The 17646-nt window shown below is 73.9% G+C and carries 15 protein-coding genes and 2 pseudogenes; 12 read left to right on the top strand and 5 right to left on the bottom strand.

Features of this window, described 5'->3' with window-relative positions:
• Positions 1–110 precede the first annotated feature (110 nt).
• From MCBG_RS22710 to MCBG_RS22720, 4 genes and pseudogenes are all read left to right on the top strand, one after another.
• Entirely contained in the window at positions 111–320 is a 210-nt protein-coding gene (locus tag MCBG_RS22710; protein ID WP_013288759.1) for a helix-turn-helix domain-containing protein, read from the top strand.
• Between the two features lie 221 nt (positions 321–541).
• The gene (locus tag MCBG_RS31970) at positions 542–643 is read left to right on the top strand and encodes a 30S ribosomal protein bS22 (RefSeq protein ID WP_007465623.1); all 102 of its coding nucleotides are present in this window, start codon (positions 542–544) and stop codon (positions 641–643) included.
• A gap of 120 nt (positions 644–763) precedes the next feature.
• Positions 764–1836 (top strand): annotated as a pseudogene (locus tag MCBG_RS22715) (NAD-dependent epimerase/dehydratase family protein).
• Between the two features lie 281 nt (positions 1837–2117).
• Complete coding sequence (locus MCBG_RS22720) at positions 2118–3020, top strand: lysophospholipid acyltransferase family protein (RefSeq protein WP_051611579.1); 903 nt, start codon at positions 2118–2120, stop codon at positions 3018–3020.
• 16 nt (positions 3021–3036) lie between these two features.
• On the opposite strand, the gene MCBG_RS22725 is transcribed toward MCBG_RS22720, so the two are convergent.
• The 3 genes from MCBG_RS22725 to MCBG_RS22735 all read right to left on the bottom strand — a co-directional run bounded on the left by MCBG_RS22725 (position 3037) and on the right by MCBG_RS22735 (position 6145).
• Positions 3037–3915, bottom strand: a complete 879-nt coding sequence (locus MCBG_RS22725) for an HAD family hydrolase (RefSeq protein WP_043328083.1) — start codon at positions 3913–3915, stop codon at positions 3037–3039.
• Positions 3916–4026: 111 nt separating this feature from the next.
• The gene (locus tag MCBG_RS22730) at positions 4027–4881 is read right to left on the bottom strand and encodes a DUF5667 domain-containing protein (protein ID WP_043328084.1); all 855 of its coding nucleotides are present in this window, start codon (positions 4879–4881) and stop codon (positions 4027–4029) included.
• A gap of 292 nt (positions 4882–5173) precedes the next feature.
• A complete protein-coding gene (locus tag MCBG_RS22735) occupies positions 5174–6145 on the bottom strand; it encodes an ECF subfamily RNA polymerase sigma factor, BldN family (protein ID WP_043328086.1) in 972 nt (323 codons plus the stop codon).
• Positions 6146–6657: 512 nt separating this feature from the next.
• On the opposite strand from MCBG_RS22735, the gene MCBG_RS22740 reads away from it, so the two are divergent.
• The 3 genes from MCBG_RS22740 to MCBG_RS22750 are packed head-to-tail and all read left to right on the top strand — an operon-like array spanning position 6658 to position 9244.
• Positions 6658–8334 (top strand): AMP-binding protein, encoded by a 1677-nt coding sequence (locus tag MCBG_RS22740; RefSeq protein WP_043328088.1) that lies wholly within the window; start codon positions 6658–6660, stop codon positions 8332–8334.
• Positions 8324–8578, top strand: coding sequence for a glutaredoxin family protein (locus tag MCBG_RS22745; RefSeq protein ID WP_013288752.1), 255 nt, complete (start codon positions 8324–8326; stop codon positions 8576–8578). The genes MCBG_RS22740 and MCBG_RS22745 overlap by 11 nt, the downstream gene beginning before the upstream one ends.
• Before the next feature lie 24 nt (positions 8579–8602).
• Positions 8603–9244, top strand: a complete 642-nt coding sequence (locus MCBG_RS22750; protein WP_013475152.1) for an HAD family hydrolase — start codon at positions 8603–8605, stop codon at positions 9242–9244.
• A gap of 10 nt (positions 9245–9254) precedes the next feature.
• Here MCBG_RS22750 and MCBG_RS22755 read toward each other — a convergent pair whose 3' ends face one another.
• Together MCBG_RS22755 and MCBG_RS22760 are read right to left on the bottom strand one after the other, a co-directional pair.
• Positions 9255–9911 carry a LuxR C-terminal-related transcriptional regulator gene (locus MCBG_RS22755; protein WP_030502878.1) on the bottom strand — a complete coding sequence of 219 codons (657 nt, stop codon included), beginning with the start codon at positions 9909–9911 and terminating at the stop codon, positions 9255–9257.
• Positions 9912–9950: 39 nt separating this feature from the next.
• Positions 9951–11255: a sensor histidine kinase gene (locus MCBG_RS22760; protein WP_043328091.1), complete on the bottom strand. Its 1305-nt coding sequence runs from the start codon at positions 11253–11255 to the stop codon at positions 9951–9953.
• 390 nt (positions 11256–11645) lie between these two features.
• On the opposite strand from MCBG_RS22760, the gene MCBG_RS22765 reads away from it, so the two are divergent.
• The 5 genes and pseudogenes from MCBG_RS22765 to hemB all read left to right on the top strand — a co-directional run bounded on the left by MCBG_RS22765 (position 11646) and on the right by hemB (position 17342).
• The gene (locus MCBG_RS22765) at positions 11646–12416 is read left to right on the top strand and encodes a redox-sensing transcriptional repressor Rex (RefSeq protein WP_043328093.1); all 771 of its coding nucleotides are present in this window, start codon (positions 11646–11648) and stop codon (positions 12414–12416) included.
• Positions 12413–13786 (top strand): glutamyl-tRNA reductase, encoded by a 1374-nt coding sequence (locus tag MCBG_RS22770; protein ID WP_043328095.1) that lies wholly within the window; start codon positions 12413–12415, stop codon positions 13784–13786. Before MCBG_RS22765 ends, MCBG_RS22770 begins: the two co-directional genes overlap by 4 nt.
• Positions 13783–14767 (top strand): annotated as a pseudogene (gene hemC / locus MCBG_RS22775) (hydroxymethylbilane synthase). Before MCBG_RS22770 ends, hemC begins: the two are co-directional and overlap by 4 nt.
• Positions 14764–16344 (top strand): bifunctional uroporphyrinogen-III C-methyltransferase/uroporphyrinogen-III synthase, encoded by a 1581-nt coding sequence (locus MCBG_RS22780; RefSeq protein WP_030502883.1) that lies wholly within the window; start codon positions 14764–14766, stop codon positions 16342–16344. The pseudogene hemC and the gene MCBG_RS22780 overlap by 4 nt, the downstream one beginning before the upstream one ends.
• Before the next feature lie 14 nt (positions 16345–16358).
• A complete protein-coding gene (hemB, locus tag MCBG_RS22785; protein WP_043328097.1) occupies positions 16359–17342 on the top strand; it encodes a porphobilinogen synthase in 984 nt (327 codons plus the stop codon).
• Positions 17343–17646 lie beyond the last annotated feature (304 nt).

The raw sequence follows: 17646 nt of genomic DNA on the forward strand, positions 1-17646 counted from the left end.
GCGCAGGTCACAGCCGTCCCGCTACCGTACTGGTTACACGCGCGTCGCTCGTCGAGGCGGGAGCACCTGCCCGGTGACACGCGCCGGGCACGGGAATGGGTCGGTGAGCCATGGCCGGGTCGCAGTCCGACGCACGGCTGTCGGATGTCAGGTTCCTGACCGTCGCCGAGGTGGCGACGGTCATGCGGGTCTCCAAGATGACTGTCTATCGTCTCGTGCACAGCGGTGAGCTGACCGCGGTGCGGGTCGGCCGCTCGTTCCGGGTGCCCGAGCACGCCGTGCACGAATACCTCCGGGGCGCCTTCCAGGAGTCCGCCTGAGCACTCGGCGGGCCGGTCCGCCGAGTGCGACGAAAAGGGGCATCGACGGGGGCGCGTTGGTCCTGCTGACGCACTCCGGTTAGGCTGGACCACGACCGTGATCGCCCTCTGGTGTGCCCTGCCCACCACGCTGGTCCGGTCCGTTGTCCGCAAGCGGTCAAGACGCCACCGGCGGTGGTGTCTTCCGGTCCGCCCCGAACGTTGCATCGAAAGGCTGTCGTATGGGCTCGGTGGTCAAGAAGCGCCGCAAGCGCATGGCTAAGAAGAAGCACCGCAAGCTGCTGCGCAAGACCCGCGTCCAGCGTCGCCGTCTCGGCAAGTGACCGGGGCCGGGCACTGGCCCGGCACCCGGCACCACTTGCCAACTGTCGACCCTCGGAGGCTCAGGTGATCAGGCCGTGGACGTCCCGGCTCGATCCCGCCTGCCGCGCAAGGCGCACGACATGACCCCCGGTGACACCTCCGGTGCCCCGGGGGTCGTCGTCGTGACCGGGGTCGGTCGCTGGCTCGGCGCGCACGTCGCCGCGCGGCTCGCCGCCGACCCGCGGATCGAGCGGGTCATCGGGGTCGATCCGGCGCCGCCCAACCCCGAGCTGGCCGACCTGCTCACCGACGTGGAGCGGGTCCGTCTCGACCTGGACTCGCTCGGCGGTCTCCTGGCCGACCTCGACGTCGACGCCGTGGTGCACCTGGCGCTCGTCACGTCCCCCGACCCGCAGCAGGGCGGCCGGTCGGCGATGAAGGAACAGAACGTCATCGGCACGATGCAGATGCTCGCCGCCGCGCAGCGCGCGCCCCGGCTGCGCAAGCTCGTGGTCCGATCGTCCACCGCCGCGTACGGGGTGTCGTTCCGCGATCCGGCCGTCTTCACCGAGGAGACCGAGCCGCGCGAGGTGCCGCGCGGCGGTTTCGGCCGCGACATACTCGACATCGAGGGGTACGTCCGCGGGTTCCGCCGCCGCCGGCCCGACGTCACCGCGACCGTGCTGCGCTTCGCGCCGTTCATCGGGTACGCCGCCGACACCACGCTCACGCGCTACTTCTCCCAGCCGGTGGTGCCCACCGTCTTCGGCCGTGACCCCCGCCTGCAGTTCGTGCACTTCGACGACGCGCTGGAGGTGCTGCACCGCTCGGTCGCCGAGGACCACCCGGGCACGTACAACGTCGCCGGGCCGGGCGTGCTGTCGCTGTCGCAGGCGATCCGCCGGGCCGGCCGGGTGGCGGTCCCGGTGCTGGAACCGGGCCTGGCCGGGGTCGCCGCGATCGCCCGCAGCCTGGGCTTCGGCCGGTACGGCCTGGACCAGGTGGACCTGTTCGTGCACGGCCGGGTGGTGGACACCAGCCGGCTGGAGCGGGAGTTCGGCTTCACGCCCCGCTCGACCGCCGCCGCGTTCGAGGACTTCATCCGCGCCCACCACGGCGGCGTCGTGGTGACCCGGGACCAGTTGGCCGCGGCCGAGCGTTGGTGCTGGAGAGCATCCGGCAGGTCCGCTCGACCGTACGGGAGCGTTCGTGACCAGCCCGGAGGAGCGGCGCGACGCGCGCTACGACGTACCGCTGGACGTGCCCGGGCCGGGCGCGGAGCCGGCACGGCGCAACGGACACCGCCGGGTGACCGCACCGTCCGCCCGCCCGGCCGCGCCGGTCGAGCCGGACACCTCCGCCGACGAGCCCGGCACCCCGCCCGGGTCGGCCGCCCCGGGTCCGGCCGCGCACCGCCCGACGGCCGAGAAGACGGTGGCCAAGAAGACCGTGGCCAAGAAGCCGGTCGCGAAGAAGGCCGTGGCGAAGAAGGCCGTGGCCGGCGACGCGCCGGCCGGTGACACGCCGCCCGGACCGGCGGTGGCCGACCGGCCGGGCGACCACTGGGACCGCAAGGTGGCGCAGGGCCTGGCGTTCCTGCGGCGGCGGCTCGCCGGTGACTACGAGGTCGACGAGTTCGGCTTCGACCCCGACCTGACCGACGCGGTCGTCCACCCGCTGGTCCGGCTGCTCTACCGGGACTGGTTCCGCACCGAGGTCAGCGGCATCGAGCACGTACCGGCCGAGGGCGCGGGCCTGGTCGTGGGCAACCACTCCGGCACCGTGGCGCTCGACGCGCTGATCCTCTCCACCGCGCTGCACGACCGGCACCCGGCGCGCCGCTACCTGCGGCTACTCGGCGCCGACCTGGTCTTCCGGATGCCCGTCGTCTCCGAGATAGCCCGCAAGACCGGCGGCACCGTCGCCTGCAACCCGGACGCGGAGCGGCTGCTCGGCAACGGCGAACTGGTGGGCGTGTTCCCGGAGGGCTTCAAGGGGGTCGGCAAGCTCTACTCCGACCGCTACAAGCTCCAGCGCTTCGGCCGGGGCGGATTCGTCTCCGCCGCGCTGCGCACCGGCACGCCGATCGTGCCGGTCGCGATCGTCGGCGGCGAGGAGATCTACCCGATGCTCGCCGACATCAAGCCCCTCGCGCGGCTGCTCAAACTGCCGTACTTCCCGGTCACGCCGACGTTCCCCTGGCTCGGGCCGCTGGGCATGGTGCCGCTGCCGAGCAAGTGGCTGATCGAGTTCTGCCCGCCGATCCCGACCGCGCACCTGCGTGACTCCGCCGACGACCCGCTCGTGGTGTTCAACCTCGCCGACCAGGTGCGGGAGACGATCCAGCAGACGCTGCACAAGCTGCTCGAACGCCGCCCCGACCCGTTCGGGCCCTGAGCGAACGCGCGCCGGCTCAGGCCTCGCGGTGGCGGCGCCGGTGCAGCGCCAGTCCGGCCGTGACCGCGCCGGCCAGCAGCCCGGCGGCGGCTGTGGAGGGCACGGCGATGCGTACGGCCCGCCGCCCGGTGCGGAAGTCGCGCACGTCCCAGCCCCGCTCGCGGGCCTGCCGCAGCAGCGCCGGATCGGGATTCACCGCGACCGCACGGCCGACGGCGGAGAGCATCGGTAGGTCGTTCGCCGAGTCGCTGTAGGCCGCGCAGCGGGCCAGGTCCAGCCCTTCCACGGCGGCGAGCTGGGTTACCGCCTCGGCCTTCGCCGGCCCGTGCATCAGGTCACCGACCAGCCGCCCGGTGTACGCGCCGTCGACCACCTCGGCCACGGTGCCGATCGCGCCGGTAAGGCCGAGCCGGGCGGCGATCACCCGGCCGATCTCCACCGGGGCGGCGCTGACCAGCCAGACCCGCTCGCCCGCGTCGAGGTGACGCTGGGCGAGGCGGCGGGTGCCGGCCCAGATGCGCGGGGCCATCAGCTCGTCGAAGATCTCGTCGGCGAGACGCTCGATGTCGTCCACCCGCCAGCCCTGCACGAACGCGAGCGCTGCCTCCTTGGCCTGGGACATGTCGCCCGCGTGCTCGGTGGCGAGCAGCCGGAACCGGGCCTGCTGCCAGGCGAAACGGGCCAGGTCACCGGTGGTGAAGTACTTCCGGGCGGCCAGCCCGCGGGCGAACCAGTAGATCGAGGCGCCCTGCATCATCGTGTTGTCCACGTCGAAGAAGGCGGCGGCGGTGGGGTCCGGCGGGATCGTGGTCGCGGGCGCCGACGGGGCCTCCGACCAGCCGGTGGTGTGCCCGTGCGCGTCGGTGCTGACGGTCACCTTCCGGGTTCCGGCCACGGTGACCTCCCTGCCTCGACGACCGCGTACGCCCTCCGCGTCGAGCGTATCCGGCACGGTGTGACGGGTGGGTGTCCGCCGGGAGAAGTGTGGCGCGGTCGGCGTACGCGCTCAGCGGTCGGCCGGGCAGGCCGCCGGGGCGGGCCCGAGCGCGTCGCTGGCCTGCGGCGCGGGCAGTCCGCAGGCGATCGCCTCGCGCAGCGCGTCGGCGCGCTTGCCGGCCGCGTCGAGCAGCGCCAGCGAGCGGCGGGTGCGGTCCCGCTCGGCGTGGTCGGGCCGGTCCAGCAGGCCGCTGACCACCCGGCGCTGGCCGGCCAGGAACGTGTCCACCGCGTCCAGCGCCACCGGGTCGGAACGCTGCGCCGCGACCGTGGTCAGCAGGCGTACGCCCTGCCGGGTGTCCGCGTCCATGTCGTCCAGGACGGCGCTGAAACCGAGCCGGTCGCCGCGCACCGAGGCGGCCTCGTCCAGCCGGGTGCGGGCGAAGTCGAGGAAGAGCTGCCCACGGCTGATGTCCGAGCTGGCGAGCGCGAGCTGGGCGCGCTCGGTGGAGCGCTTCATGCCGTACAGGGCGTCACCGGGCAGCGCGTTCTCGCTGGCGGCGGAGATGCCGGAGAGGGCGACCGCGCCGGCGGCCACGCCGACCAGGATCGCGCCCCGGGCCCGCGCCCGGCGTCCGGTGATCGCGGGCAGCAGCGTTCCGCGTACCCCGGTGGTGGTCTTGGCCGGAGTGCCGACGCCCTCACGTTCGGCGGTGGCCACGAGCATCGCCCGCAGTCCGGTGCGGAACTCGGCGCCGGGCTCGACGTCGGGCCGTTCGGCGCTGAGCCGGCGGCTCACCTCGACGAGCGCGGTGAGTTCACCGTCCGCCTTGGACCGGACGTGGTGCCGGCGTCCGCCGTTGGCCTCGTCGAGGAGTTGCGCGAAGCGCTCGGCCCGCCGACGGGAGAAGAGGTCGCTGTCCACCGCGGCACCCCCTCTCGCTGGTCACGGCCGGGCGGCCGTCGTCGTCACCAGCGACCGGTGGCAGCGTGTGGCACCGAGTCGACCGGAACGGCCGACCCGACCCGCCGGACCGGGTGGCCCGGGGGACGCCGGGACAACCACTGGTCGCACCCGGAGAAACGGACCGCGCCGGTCGCCGGTTACGGCTGGGACGGCGGCGAAATCACCAAGAGTGATCGGCCTGCGTGGGGCGTCGGGCACGCGACAGCGCCCGGCGGTGGCGCCGGTGAGGAAACGGGACGGTGGCTGCCGGTCAGGAGTGGAAGCCGTCGGGCAGCAGGCGGGCCAGGGCCCGTACCGCGCGGTACTGGAGGGCCTTGATGGCGCCCTCGTTCTTGCCCATGGCACGGGCCGTCTCGGCCACCGAGAAGCCCTGGAGGAACCGCAGCACGATGCACTCCTGCTGCTCCGGGTTGAGCTGCTTGACGGCGGTGAGCAGGGCGACGTTGGTGATGTGCTCCACCACCGCCGCCTCCGGGCTACCCTCCGGACCGCGGTCCTCCCGGTCGGCGTCGAGGACGTCGCCGGTGGTCACCTCCAGCCGGTAGCGCCCCGACTTGAAGTGGTCGGCGACCAGGTTGCGGGCGATGGTGACCAGCCAGGCGCCGAGGTCGCGCCCCTGCCAGGTGAAGCTGCCGATCCGCTTGAGCGCGCGCAGGAACGTGTCGGAGGTGAGGTCCTCGGCGAGCTGGCGGTTGCCGACCCGGAAGTAGACGAACCGGAAGACGGTGTCGACGTACCTGTCGTAGATCAGGCCGAACGCCTCGGACTCGCCGGCCTGCGCGCGTTCGACGAGCGTCCACACCTCGGTGGCCGGGTCGGAGGGGTCGGGGCGGCTGGGGAATCCGGTGGCGGGCGTGGCGGCCGGCACGGCGGGCAGGACGGCGGTGTCGCCTGTGGTCACCGCCGGCAGGATCGCGGTCTCCGCGGCGGACGGCTCCGCGCCGGTGGCCGCGTCACCGCGCCGGGCCTGGGCCGGCATGGTCGGGCGGGCCGGGCTGCCGAGGCGGCCGGCCGCGGGTTTCGCGTTGCCGCCGGGCGTCGCGGGACGCGCCGGCGCCTCGTTCGTGTGGTGTGCGCGGCTGCGTACGCGCCGCCCCTCGCCGCGTACCGCGAGCTGGCTCTCGGCGCTGCGTGGAGGCGGGTCCGCGCGCTCGTTGAGCGGGTTGCGCTGGGTCGGGCCGGTGACGCCGGCCGGCCGTTCGGCGTAACCGAAGGTGGTCACCGCGCCTCCCCGGTCCGAGTGGGCAGCGACCGCACCGGGCGCCACTGTGGTGCCGGGGGACCGGGTGGAACCCGGCCGGGCACGGCCGGGTCGGGACGTGCCGACGGGCGGCAGATCCCCTTGAGGTGCTGGTCCAATGCGCTGACGGGCACGGGGGCCTCCTCGGGCTGAGGGGTGTCGACTCACGGCAAATGGGGTGAGCCGACCCGAGTGATGATAGGGCCAACGTCACCCACGCGTGGCAAGTCCGTTACACAGAGCGGAAGTATTTCCCGCCGGATCGCACGAATGGCGGACCCGTTGTCCGTCGCGTGTGGTTGACTTTCGCGCCGGATCGTGGTCCGCAGTGGAAAGTCCTGGTCGGAGCGGATTTTCTTTCCGCTCGGCGTGTCGCGAGGGCGGCTCGCACGGGTCGCCCCGGGTCGCTCGGCTCGTGCCGCTGGAGATCGTTATCCCACGCTCGGGAATCCCACCGTACTGCATTCCCAGTCCCGTGTGGCGGACCCGGTGCCGTGTCCGGGCATGGTCCGGCGGACGCCGCTGTGCCAGACTCAGCCACCGTGCAGGACGCCGCCGAAAGCTCCGCGCCGAACCTCGCCGACCGGCTCCGCCGGGCCGCCACCGAACGGGGCGACCGGGCCGCGCTGCGCTGGCGCGAGCGGACGCTCACCTGGTCCGAGCTGGACGACGCGGTCACCGCCACCGCCCGCGCGCTGCTCGCCGACGCGCCGCCGGCCGCCGGACCGGGACATCCGCCCCGGGTGGCTGTCGCGTTCGGCAACACCCCGGACTTCGTGGTCACCTACCTCGCCGCGCTCCGGGCCGGCCTGGTCGCCGTACCGGTCAACCCCGCGCTCACCGCCCGCGAGCTGCGGCACGTGCTCACCGACTCCGGCGCGACGGTGCTGGTCGGCGCCCCCGAGGTGACCGCCCGGGTGGACCGCGCCGAGCTGCCCGGGCTGCGCGCCGTGCACACCGCGCCGCCGGTACGCGGCGACACCGGGCCGGACGGGTTCCCGGCCCGCGCCGGCGACGACCTCGCCGTCCTGCTCTACACCTCCGGCACCGAGGGACGGCCCAAGGGCGCGATGCTGTCGCACCGCGCGCTCGCCGCCAACCACGACCAGACCGACCGGATCGAGCCGCCGGTGGTCGGCCCCGACGACGTCGTGCTGCTCGCCCTTCCGCTGTTCCACGCGTACGGGCTGAACACGGTGCTCGGCGCCGTGGTGCGGCACGGCGCGACGGGTGTGCTCGTCGACGAGCCCGGCCCGTCCGGGGCGCTGGACGAGATCGCCCGGCACCGGGTCACGGTGCTCGTCGGCGTACCGTCGATGTTCCTGACCTGGGCCGAGGCGGAGCGTGACCCGGCCGCGGCGCTCGCCTCGGTGCGCGTCGCGGTGTGCGGCGCGGCGCCGCTGCCGCCGGCCGTCGGGGCGCGCTTCACCGAGCTGACCGGGCACCCGGTGCACGTCGGCTACGGGCTCACCGAGACCGCGCCGGTGCTCACGTCGACACTCGTCGGCGGCGAGCCGAAACCCGGCTCGATCGGCCGTCCGCTGCCCGGCGTCGAGCTGCGCCTGACCGGGGCCGACGGCGTCGAGCTGTGGCGCGACGGAGTGCCAGCCGACGCCCCCGACGAGGACGAGATGGACCTCTCCGACGAGCTGGCCGGCACCGACCCCGGGCAGATCGTGGTACGCGGGGAGAACCTGTTCGCCGGTTACTGGCCGGACGGGCGGGGCGGGCCGGACCCGGACGGCTGGTGGGCCACCGGCGACGTCGCGTACGCCGACGGCGACGGCGACCTGTTCCTGGTCGACCGGCTCGGCGAGCTGATCCTGGTAAACGGCTTCAACGTCTACCCGCACGAGGTGGAGCTGGTGCTCCAGGCGCACCCCGGGGTGGCCGAGTCGGCGGTCCTCGGCGTGCCGCACCCGCGGACCGGCGAGACTGTGCGGGCGTACGTGGTCCGGGCGGCCGGTTCGCCGGTGACGGCTGACGAACTGCTCGCCCACTGCGCGCGTAACCTGGCCCGGTTCAAGTGCCCGACCGCCGTCGAGTTCGTCGACAGCCTGCCGTACTCGGCGATCGGGAAGGTGCGCAAGACCGAGCTGCGCCCGGCGCCCGTGGTGCCGTCGCCGGCGTCGCCGACCGAGATCCGCACGGAGGTATCCGATGTCCAGTGACCCGAGGCTCATCCTGATCACCCGGCCCGGCTGCCACCTGTGCGACGACGCGAAGGCCGCGCTCGACCGGGTGGTCGCGGTCACCGGCGACCGGTGGGTGGAGCGGGACGTCACCGGCGACCTGGAGATGGAGCGCGACTACGGCGACCGGCTGCCGGTGGTGCTGCTCGACGGCAAGGAACACGGCTACTGGCGGGTCGAGGAGGACCGGCTGCTGCGCGACCTGACCACGCCGCAGCTCTAGCCTTAGAGTGCTCGGGTGACGGGTATGCGACGCCACCTCGTGTGGGACTGGAACGGAACGCTCCTCGACGACCTCGACCTGGTGGTCCAGGCCACGAACGTGGCCTTCGCCAGCGCCGGCGGGCCGGCGGTCACCGCGGCCGAGCACCGGGTCCGGTTCCGGCGGCCGATCGCCGACTACTACGCCGAGATGCTCGGCCGGGCCGTGGACGCCGAGGCGTTCGGCACGCTGGACCGGGTCTTCCACGACGCCTACCGGGCCGGGCTGACCACCTGCGCCCTGGCCGCCGACGCCACCACCGCGATCGAGTCCTGGGAGGGCAGCCAGTCGCTGCTGTCCATGTGGTTCCACGACGAGCTGGTGCCGACGGTGCACACGTACGGGCTGACGCCGCACTTCCGCCGGGTGGACGGGCTGCGTGCCACAGTCGGCGGCGGGCACAAGGCCGAGTGGCTGGAGAAGCACCTGGCCGAGCTGGGGCTGGGCGGCCACGAGGTGGTGCTGATCGGTGACTCGCTCGACGACGCCGACGCGGCCGCCTCGGTCGGCGCCCGCTGCGTCCTCTACACCGGTGGCCTGTCCGACCCGGACCGGCTGCGCGGCAGCGGCCACCCGGCCGCCGACACGCTCACCGAGGCGGTGACGCTGGCCCGCACGCTCGCCTGACCCGGCCCGGTCAGGCGCGCAGGTGGGCCAGGACGGCCAGGACACGGCGGTGGTGCGTGGTCGCGTCCGGGGGCAGGTCGAGCTTGGTGAAGATGTTGCGGACGTGCTTCTCGACCGCGCCGTCGCTGACCACCAGCGCCCGGGCGATGGCGGTGTTCGAGCGGCCCTCGGCCATCAGCGCCAGCACCTCGCGCTCGCGCGGGGTCAGCGACGCCAGCGGGTCGTCGCGCCGCCGACGGACCAGCAACTGGCTGATCACCTCCGGGTCGAGCACGGTGCCGCCGGCGGCCACCCGGGCCAGCCCGTCCAGGAACTCGTCGATCGCGGCGACCCGGTCCTTGAGCAGGTAGCCGATGCCGCCGCCGGCCCCGCCCGCGGTGTCCAGCAGGTCGTCGGCGTACGACACCTCGACGTACTGGGACAGCACCAGGATCGGCGTACCCGGCACCCGGCGGCGGGCCTCCACCGCGGCGCGCAGTCCCTCGTCGGTGTGTGAGGGCGGCATCCGCACGTCCACCACCGAGACGTCGGGCCGGTGCGCCACCACCGCCTCGACCAGCGCGTCACCGTCACCGACGGCCGCCACCACCTCGTGCCCGTACTCGGTCAGCAGCCGGATCAGCCCCTCCCGGAGCAGTACGGCGTCGTCCGCGATCACCACCCGCATGGGTCCGGTGTCTATCACGCCCCGACCCGGCGGTCCGGGTCACCTCGGTAGTTCGGCGTGGACCCGGGTCGGGCCGCCGGCCGGGCTGGTCACCTCCAGCGTGCCGCCGGCCGCCCGGACCCGGTCGGCGATGCCGTTGAGCCCGTGGCCCTTGGCCAGGTGCGCGCCGCCGACGCCGTCGTCGGTGACGGTGATCTCCAGCCGGCCCACCTTCCGGGTGACCTCCACCCGGCAGGCGTTCGCCCGGCTGTGCTTCGACACGTTCGTCAGCGCCTCGGCCACCACGAAGTACGCGGTGCTCTCCAGCCCCGGATCGAGCCGGCCGGCGGCGGTGCCCAGGTCGTCGTCCACCACCAGTTCGGTCGGCACCAGCGCCCGGGCGGCCAGCGCGGCGAGCGCGCTGGGCAGGCCCCGGTCGACCAGGATCGGCGGCGCGATGCCCCGGGACAGCGCGCGCAGCTCGTCCAGCGTCTCCCGGGTCTGGGCGACTGCCTCGTCGAGCGTCTGCCGGGCCGCGTCCGGGTTGTCGGCGAGCTGGTGGCGGGCCCGGCCGAGGTCCATGGCGAGCCGGACCAGCCGCTGCTGCGGGCCGTCGTGGATGTCGCGCTCCAGCCGGCGCAGCGCGACCGCCTCGGCCGAGGCGGCGGCGCGCTTCTGCTCCTCCAGCGTGATGATCCGCTGCCGCATCTCGGCCACGCCGGTGAGCAGCGAGTACGCCAGCCCGGCCTGCAGGCGGGCGCAGCCGCGCGCCACCAGCGGGAGCGTGAACAGGGCGAACAGCCCGATCGCGGTGTTCAGGGCGATCCGGGCGCCGGCGCCGTCACCCATCCCGAGGAGCTGGCTCAGGTCCTGGTCGTCGACGCCGCGCGGGATGGCCCAGTCGTAGACGATGTAGAGCGTGCCGCCCAGGGCCAGCACCCACCAGACCACCAGCAGCACGAACGTGGGCAGGGCCACCAGCAGCCGGACGAACGCGTGCAGCAGGTCGAGCCACGACTGCGCGTCCCGGATCGGGGTGAACACCCGCCGCCAGAACCCGGCGCCCGGCTCCGGCCGGCGGTAGACCGGGCGTACCCGGGGCCGGTCCAGCACCGCGGCGAGCCGGAGCCGCTCGATGTCGGCCAGCCCACGGGCGGCGTAGAGGAAGCCGGCGAGGATCGGCAGGCCGAGCGTGGTCACCAGCAGCCCGGCGCTGAGTGAGATCCCCACCACCGCGAGCACGAAGCCGACGATCGCCAGCGGGAAGCCCACGAGTACGTAGGTGGTGTCGCGGGCGAGGCGGCGCAGCAGCCCGTGGACGGGGGACAGCGGAGTGGGCGCGGTGGCCAGTGGTGCGGCGGTCATGGTTCGAGGCTATGGGCGCGTGCCCCGCCGACCCATCCCGCACGCTGGCCTCTTGGGGGTGGGGTTCTCCCTACTGCAAAACGTGAGACTCGCCTCGCCACGCCGGTGACGGAGCGCTACGAGCCGCGCGCGATTGGTCAGGGAAGTCGGGATTGAGCAATAATCGCCACGCGCCGCCAAGGGAGGCGGTCGATCGATCTTGCGGGAATGGAGGGGCAGGTGAAGGCGCGTCGCGAGCTTTCAAGATCGCGATTTGTGCACCTCTTCACAAGCGCCTACTCTGTAGTTCCGACGCGCCCTGCTAGCACAGCCGGCAATCTCGGTCGCCAGCGGGAGTCCCGAAACGACCGGCCCCCGTCGCTGGTCGAGGATCGCACCGCACGGAGTCTCATGAGTCAGCACCGTCAACCAGGCGCGCCCGGCCGCACCGGTGCCGTACCGGCGCTTCCGGACCTGCCCGAGGCGACCGTGTCCCGGCTCCCGGAATACCTGCGTGCGCTGCACACGCTCGCCGACTCCGGGCACGAGACGGTGTCCAGCGAAGGGCTCGCCAACGCGGCAGGCGTCAACTCCGCGAAGCTCCGCAAGGACCTGTCCCACCTCGGCTCGTACGGCACCCGGGGCGTCGGCTACGACGTGGCGCTCCTGGTCGACCAGATCTCCTCGGTGCTCGGCCTCACCCAGTGCCGGGCCGTCGCGCTCGTCGGCGTCGGTAACCTCGGTCACGCGCTGGCCGGCTACGACGGCTTCGCCAACCGCGGCTTCCGTATCGCCGCGCTCCTCGACGCCGACCGGTCCCGGGTCGGCGAGCGGATCAACGGACTCGTCGTCCAGCACATCGACGACCTGCCCCAGGTGGTCGCCGAGGAATCGATCTCGATCGGCGTCATCGCCACGCCCGCCCCGGCCGCCCAGGCGGTCGCCGATCAGCTGGTCGCCGTCGGCGTGACGAGCATCCTCAACTTCGCGCCCTGCGTACTCTCGGTCCCGGACGGGGTCGACGTGCGCAAGGTCGACCTCGCCATCGAGCTGCAGATCCTGTCCTTCCACGAGCACCGCAAGGCGTCGCTGACCGCGCTCCCCGCCACCGGCGGGACCGCCCTCACCGCCCTGCCCGGCGGGCTCGCGGCCACCGACACCCAGGAGGCGATCGGCACGTGAAACTGCTCGTCGTCGGCGCGTCCTACCGCACCGCCCCGGTCGCCACCCTGGAACAGCTCGCCGTCCCGCCCGCCGACCTCACTCGGACGCTGGACCGCCTGATCGCCCAGCCGTACGTCGCCGAGGCCGTCCTGGTCTCCACCTGCAACCGGGTGGAGGTCTACGCCGCCGTCTCCGGGTTCCACGGCGGACTCGGCGACATCTGCGCGGTCCTGGCCGATCAGGCCGGCTGCCAGCCGGCGGCGCTCGCCCCGCACCTCTACGTGCACTACGACGCCGCCGCCGTGGACCACGTCTTCCGGGTGGCCGCCGGGCTCGACTCGATGGTGGTCGGCGAGGCGCAGATCCTCGGCCAGCTCCGCGACGCCTACCACTCCGCCGGTGGCGCCGACTCGGCCGGCCGCCTGCTGCACGAGCTGATGCAGCAGGCGCTGCGGGTCGGCAAGCGCGCGCACGCCGAGACCAACATCGACCGGGCCGGGCAGAGCGTCGTCACCGCCGCGCTCGACCTCGCCGCCGAGATGCTCGACGGCGAGCTGGCCGGGCGGCCCGCGATGATCGTCGGCGCGGGCGCGATGGGCTCGCTGGGCGTGGCCACGCTGTCCCGGCTGGGCGCCGGCCCGCTCACCGTGACCAACCGGGGCGCCGCCCGTGCCGTCCGGCTCGCCGAGTCGTACGGCGCGTCCGCCGTGCCGATGGCCGAGCTGATCACCGCGCTCGCCGACGTCGACGTCGTGGTCGCCGCCACCGCCGCCACCGAGCCGGTGCTCACCCGCGACGTGGTGACCCGGGCACTGGCCCGCCGGGACGCCGACCGCGGCCCGCTGGTCCTGCTCGACCTGGCCGTACCGCGCGACGTCGAGCCCGGCGTCGCCGAGCTGCCCGGCGTCGAGGTCGTCGACATCGACCGGATGGCCGCCGTGCTCGCCGACGGGCCGGCCGCCGCCGACGCCGCCGAGGTGGCCCGGATCGTCGCCGGTGAGGTCGAGTCGTTCCTGAGCTGGCTGCGCGGCGCCGACGTGGCGCCGACGGTGGCCGCCCTGCGCGGCCGGGCCGACGACGTGGTCGCCACCGAGCTGCGCCGGCTCGGCCAGCGCCGCCCCGACCTCAGCGACGACCAGCGCGCCGAGGTGGCCCGGACCGTGCACCGGGTCGTCCAGCGACTGCTGCACCAGCCGACCGTACGGGTCCGCCAGCTCGCCGCCGAGCCCGGCGGCGACCAGTACGCGGCGCTGCTGCGCGAGCTGTTCGACCTGGACGTTCCGCAGACGTCCCCGGTCGACACCGTTCCCGACGTGGTCGCCACCGATCTCGACGGGCGGCCGTCGTTCGACGCCGCCGACATCCCGCCCACCGGAGGTGCGCGATGACCGCCCCACTGCGCCTCGGCACCCGGGGCAGCGCCCTGGCGATGGCCCAGTCCGGCCACGTGGCCGAAGCCCTCACCGCGGCCACCGGCCGCCCGGTCGAGCTGGTCGAGGTGGTGACCGCCGGGGACAAGTCGACCGCCCCGGTGCAGCGACTCGGCGTCGGCGTGTTCGTGTCCGCGCTGCGCGACGCGCTGACCGCCGGTGAGATCGACTTCGCCGTCCACTCGTACAAGGACCTGCCCACCGCGGCGGCGCCCGGCCTGCACGTCGCGGCCGTGCCGCCCCGGCAGGACCCGCGCGACGCGCTTGGCCACCGACGGCCGTACGCTCGCCGAGCTGCCGCCCGGCGCCCGCGTCGGCACCGGCGCGCTGCGCCGGATCGCCCAGCTGCACGCGCTGGGCATGCAGTTGGAGGTCACCCCGATCCGGGGCAACATCGACACCCGGCTCAGCCGGGTGCTCGGCCCGGACGCCGACCTCGACGCCGTCGTGCTGGCCCGGGCCGGGCTCAACCGGATCGGCCGCGCCGACGTCATCACCGAGACGCTCGACCCGATGCTCATGCTGCCCGCGCCCGCTCAGGGCGCGCTGGCCGTCGAGTGCCGGGCCGACGACCAGGACGTGATCGAGATGCTCGCGCTGCTCGACCACGAGCCGTCCCGCGCCGCGATCACCGCGGAACGGGCGCTGCTGGCCACCCTGGAGGCAGGATGCAGCGCACCCGTGGCCGCGTACGCCGTCCTCGCCGAAGGCGAGCCCACCGACGAGGGCGACGTGATTCAGGAGATCTACCTGCGCGGTGCGGTGATCAGCCCGGACGGTTCGCGTGACCTCCGGCTGTCCCGCACCGGAACGCCCGCCGACGCGGCGGAGATCGGCAAGGCACTCGCCGCCGAACTCCTCGAACTCGGCGCCGACTCGATCCTCGGCCAGGACGCACAGGCCGGCCCGGGGACCCAGCAACTTGGGAGCACAGAATGACCCGCACCCGTAAGCCCGTAGGCCAGATCGCTTTCGTCGGGGCCGGTCCCGGCGACCCCGGCCTGCTGACCCGCCGGGCGCTGGACGCCCTGGTCGAGGCCGACCAGGTGGTCTACGACCGGGGCGTACCCGAGTCGCTCCTGGCGCACGTACGCGCCCAGGCCCGGCCCGACGCCGAGTTCAGCCCCGCCGAGGGTGTGCCGGGGGACGTGGCGAAGGTGCTGATCTCCGCGGCCCGGTCCGGGCAGAACGCTGTGCACCTGGTCGCCGGTGACCCGTTCGGCCACGACTCGGTGGTCAAGGAGGTGCAGGCGGTCGCGCGTACCGCAGCGCACTTCGAGGTGGTGCCGGGCGTCGGCCAGGCCGAGGGCGTCGCCACCTACGCGGGCGTCCCGCTGCCGGGCGTACGCACCGCCGCCGACGTCGAGGACGTCACCGCGCTCGACTTCGACGCGCTCGCCACGGCCGTGGGCCGGGGTTCGCTGGCGCTCGCCGTGGACGCCGGTGACCTGGCCGCCGTCCGGGACGGCCTGCTGGCCGCCGGCGTCGACGGCACCACAGCGGTCGGGGTGACCGGCGACGGCACCGGCGAGACGCAGTACACCACCACGTCGACTGTCGACTCCTTCGTCGCCGCGGCGCTCGGCTTCACCGGCCGGGTGGTGCTCACCGTCGGTGCGGCCGTCACCGACCGCGACAAGCTGAGCTGGTGGGAGAACCGCCCGCTGTACGGCTGGAAGGTGCTGGTGCCCCGCACCAAGGAGCAGGCCGGCGTGATGAGCGCCCGGCTGCGCGCGTACGGGGCGATCCCGTGCGAGGTGCCGACCATCGCGGTCGAGCCGCCGCGTACCCCGGCGCAGATGGAGCGGGCGGTCAAGGGCCTGGTCGACGGTCGGTACGCCTGGGTGATCTTCACCTCGGTCAACGCGGTCCGGGCGGTGTGGGAGAAGTTCGCCGAGCACGGCCTCGACGCCCGCCACTTCGGCGGCGTCAAGATCGCCTGTATCGGTGACGCCACCGCCGAGGCGGTCCGCGCGTTCGGCATCCAGCCGGAGCTGATCCCCTCCGGGGAGCAGTCCTCCGAGGGCCTGCTGGCCGAGTTCTCGCCGCACGACGAGGTCCTCGACCCGGTCGGCCGGGTGCTGCTGCCGCGCGCCGACATCGCGACCGAGACGCTTGCCGCCGGGCTCACCGAGCGGGGCTGGGAGGTCGACGACGTGACCGCGTACCGGACGGTGCGGGCGGCCCCGCCGCCGGCCGAGATCCGCGACGCGATCAAGTCGGGCGGGTTCGACGCCGTGCTGTTCACCTCGTCGTCCACGGTGCGGAACCTCGTCGGTATCGCCGGGAAGCCGCATGCGCGCACGGTTGTTGCAGTGATCGGGCCCAAGACGGCGGAGACCGCCACCGAGTTCGGCCTGCGGGTCGACGTGCAGCCGCCGCACGCCTCGGTGCCCGACCTGGTGGAGGCGCTCGCCGCCTACGCCGTCGAACTGCGGGAGAAGCTCGCCGCCATGCCGGCGAAGCAGCGCCGGGGCTCCAAGGTGCAGGGCCCGACCGCCCTGAGGTTCCGCTGACAGGAGGCTCCCTCATGCCGTACCCCGAGATCCGGCCCCGCCGGCTGCGTCGCAACGCGGCCGTGCGGCGGCTGGTCTCCGAGACCCGCGTCGACCCGGCCGAACTGGTCGTGCCGATGTTCGTCAAGGAGGGGCTGACCGAGCCGAGGGCGATCGCGTCGCTCCCGGGAGTGCTCCAGCACTCCCGGGACTCGCTGCGCAAGGCCGCCGTCGAAGCGGTCCAGGCCGGGGTCGGCGGGATCATGCTGTTCGGGGTGCCGGCGACGCGCGACGAGACCGGCTCCGGCGGTGTCGACCCGGCGGGCATCCTGAACGTGGCGATCCGGGACGTGGTCGCCGAGGTCGGTGACGCGACTGTGGTGATGAGCGACCTCTGCCTGGACGAGTTCACCTCGCACGGGCACTGCGGCCTGCTCACCCCGGACGGCGGGGTCGACAACGACGCCACGCTCGCCGCGTACGCCGACATGGCGGTGGCCCAGGCCGCCGCCGGGGTCCACGTGGTCGGCCCGTCCGGGATGATGGACGGCCAGGTCGGCGTGGTCCGCAAGGCGCTCGACGCCGCCGGGCACCAGGACGTCTCGGTGCTCGCGTACGCGGTGAAGTACGCCTCCGCCTTCTACGGCCCGTTCCGCGACGCGGTGGAGTCGGCGCTGGAGGGCGACCGGCGTACCTACCAGCAGGACCCGGCGAACCTGCGCGAGTCGCTGCGCGAGGTCGAGCTGGACGTGGCCGAGGGCGCCGACATGGTGATGGTGAAGCCCGCGCTGCCCTACCTCGACGTGGTGTCGGCGGTCCGGGCCGCGGTGGACGTCCCGGTCGCCGCCTACCAGGTCTCCGGCGAGTACGCGATGGTCGAGGCGGCCGCCGCGAACGGCTGGATCGACCGGGAGCGGGTGATGCTGGAGACGCTCACCTCGATCCGCCGGGCCGGCGCGCAGATCATCCTCACCTACTGGGCGGTCGAGGCGGCCCAGCTGCTGCGCGAGCGCTACTGACCCCCACCCGGCCGCCCGGCGTCGGACCCGGGGCGGGCTCGCGCCGGCGCGCGTGTCGTGGCGCGTCGGTGAGATCCGCGGGCGGTGCGTTGCCTCAAGTTGTCCACAGCCAGACGCGGTAGCTCACAGTAGTTTTCAGGGCGGCAGGCGCTATGCCCCTCAGCCGACTTTGCTCTGCAGCCACGGGCGCAACTGTCACGAAGCGTAAGCAGTGCTTCGAAGGTTGCAGAGCAAAGTCGACTGAGGTGGTCTTCCTTGGCTCGGCTCTTCCGAGCGTTGTGTCCGGATTGGTTGTTATTTGTCT

This window comes from Micromonospora sp. M42 (genome assembly GCF_000568915.1).
GTDB lineage: Bacteria > Actinomycetota > Actinomycetes > Mycobacteriales > Micromonosporaceae > Micromonospora > Micromonospora chalcea.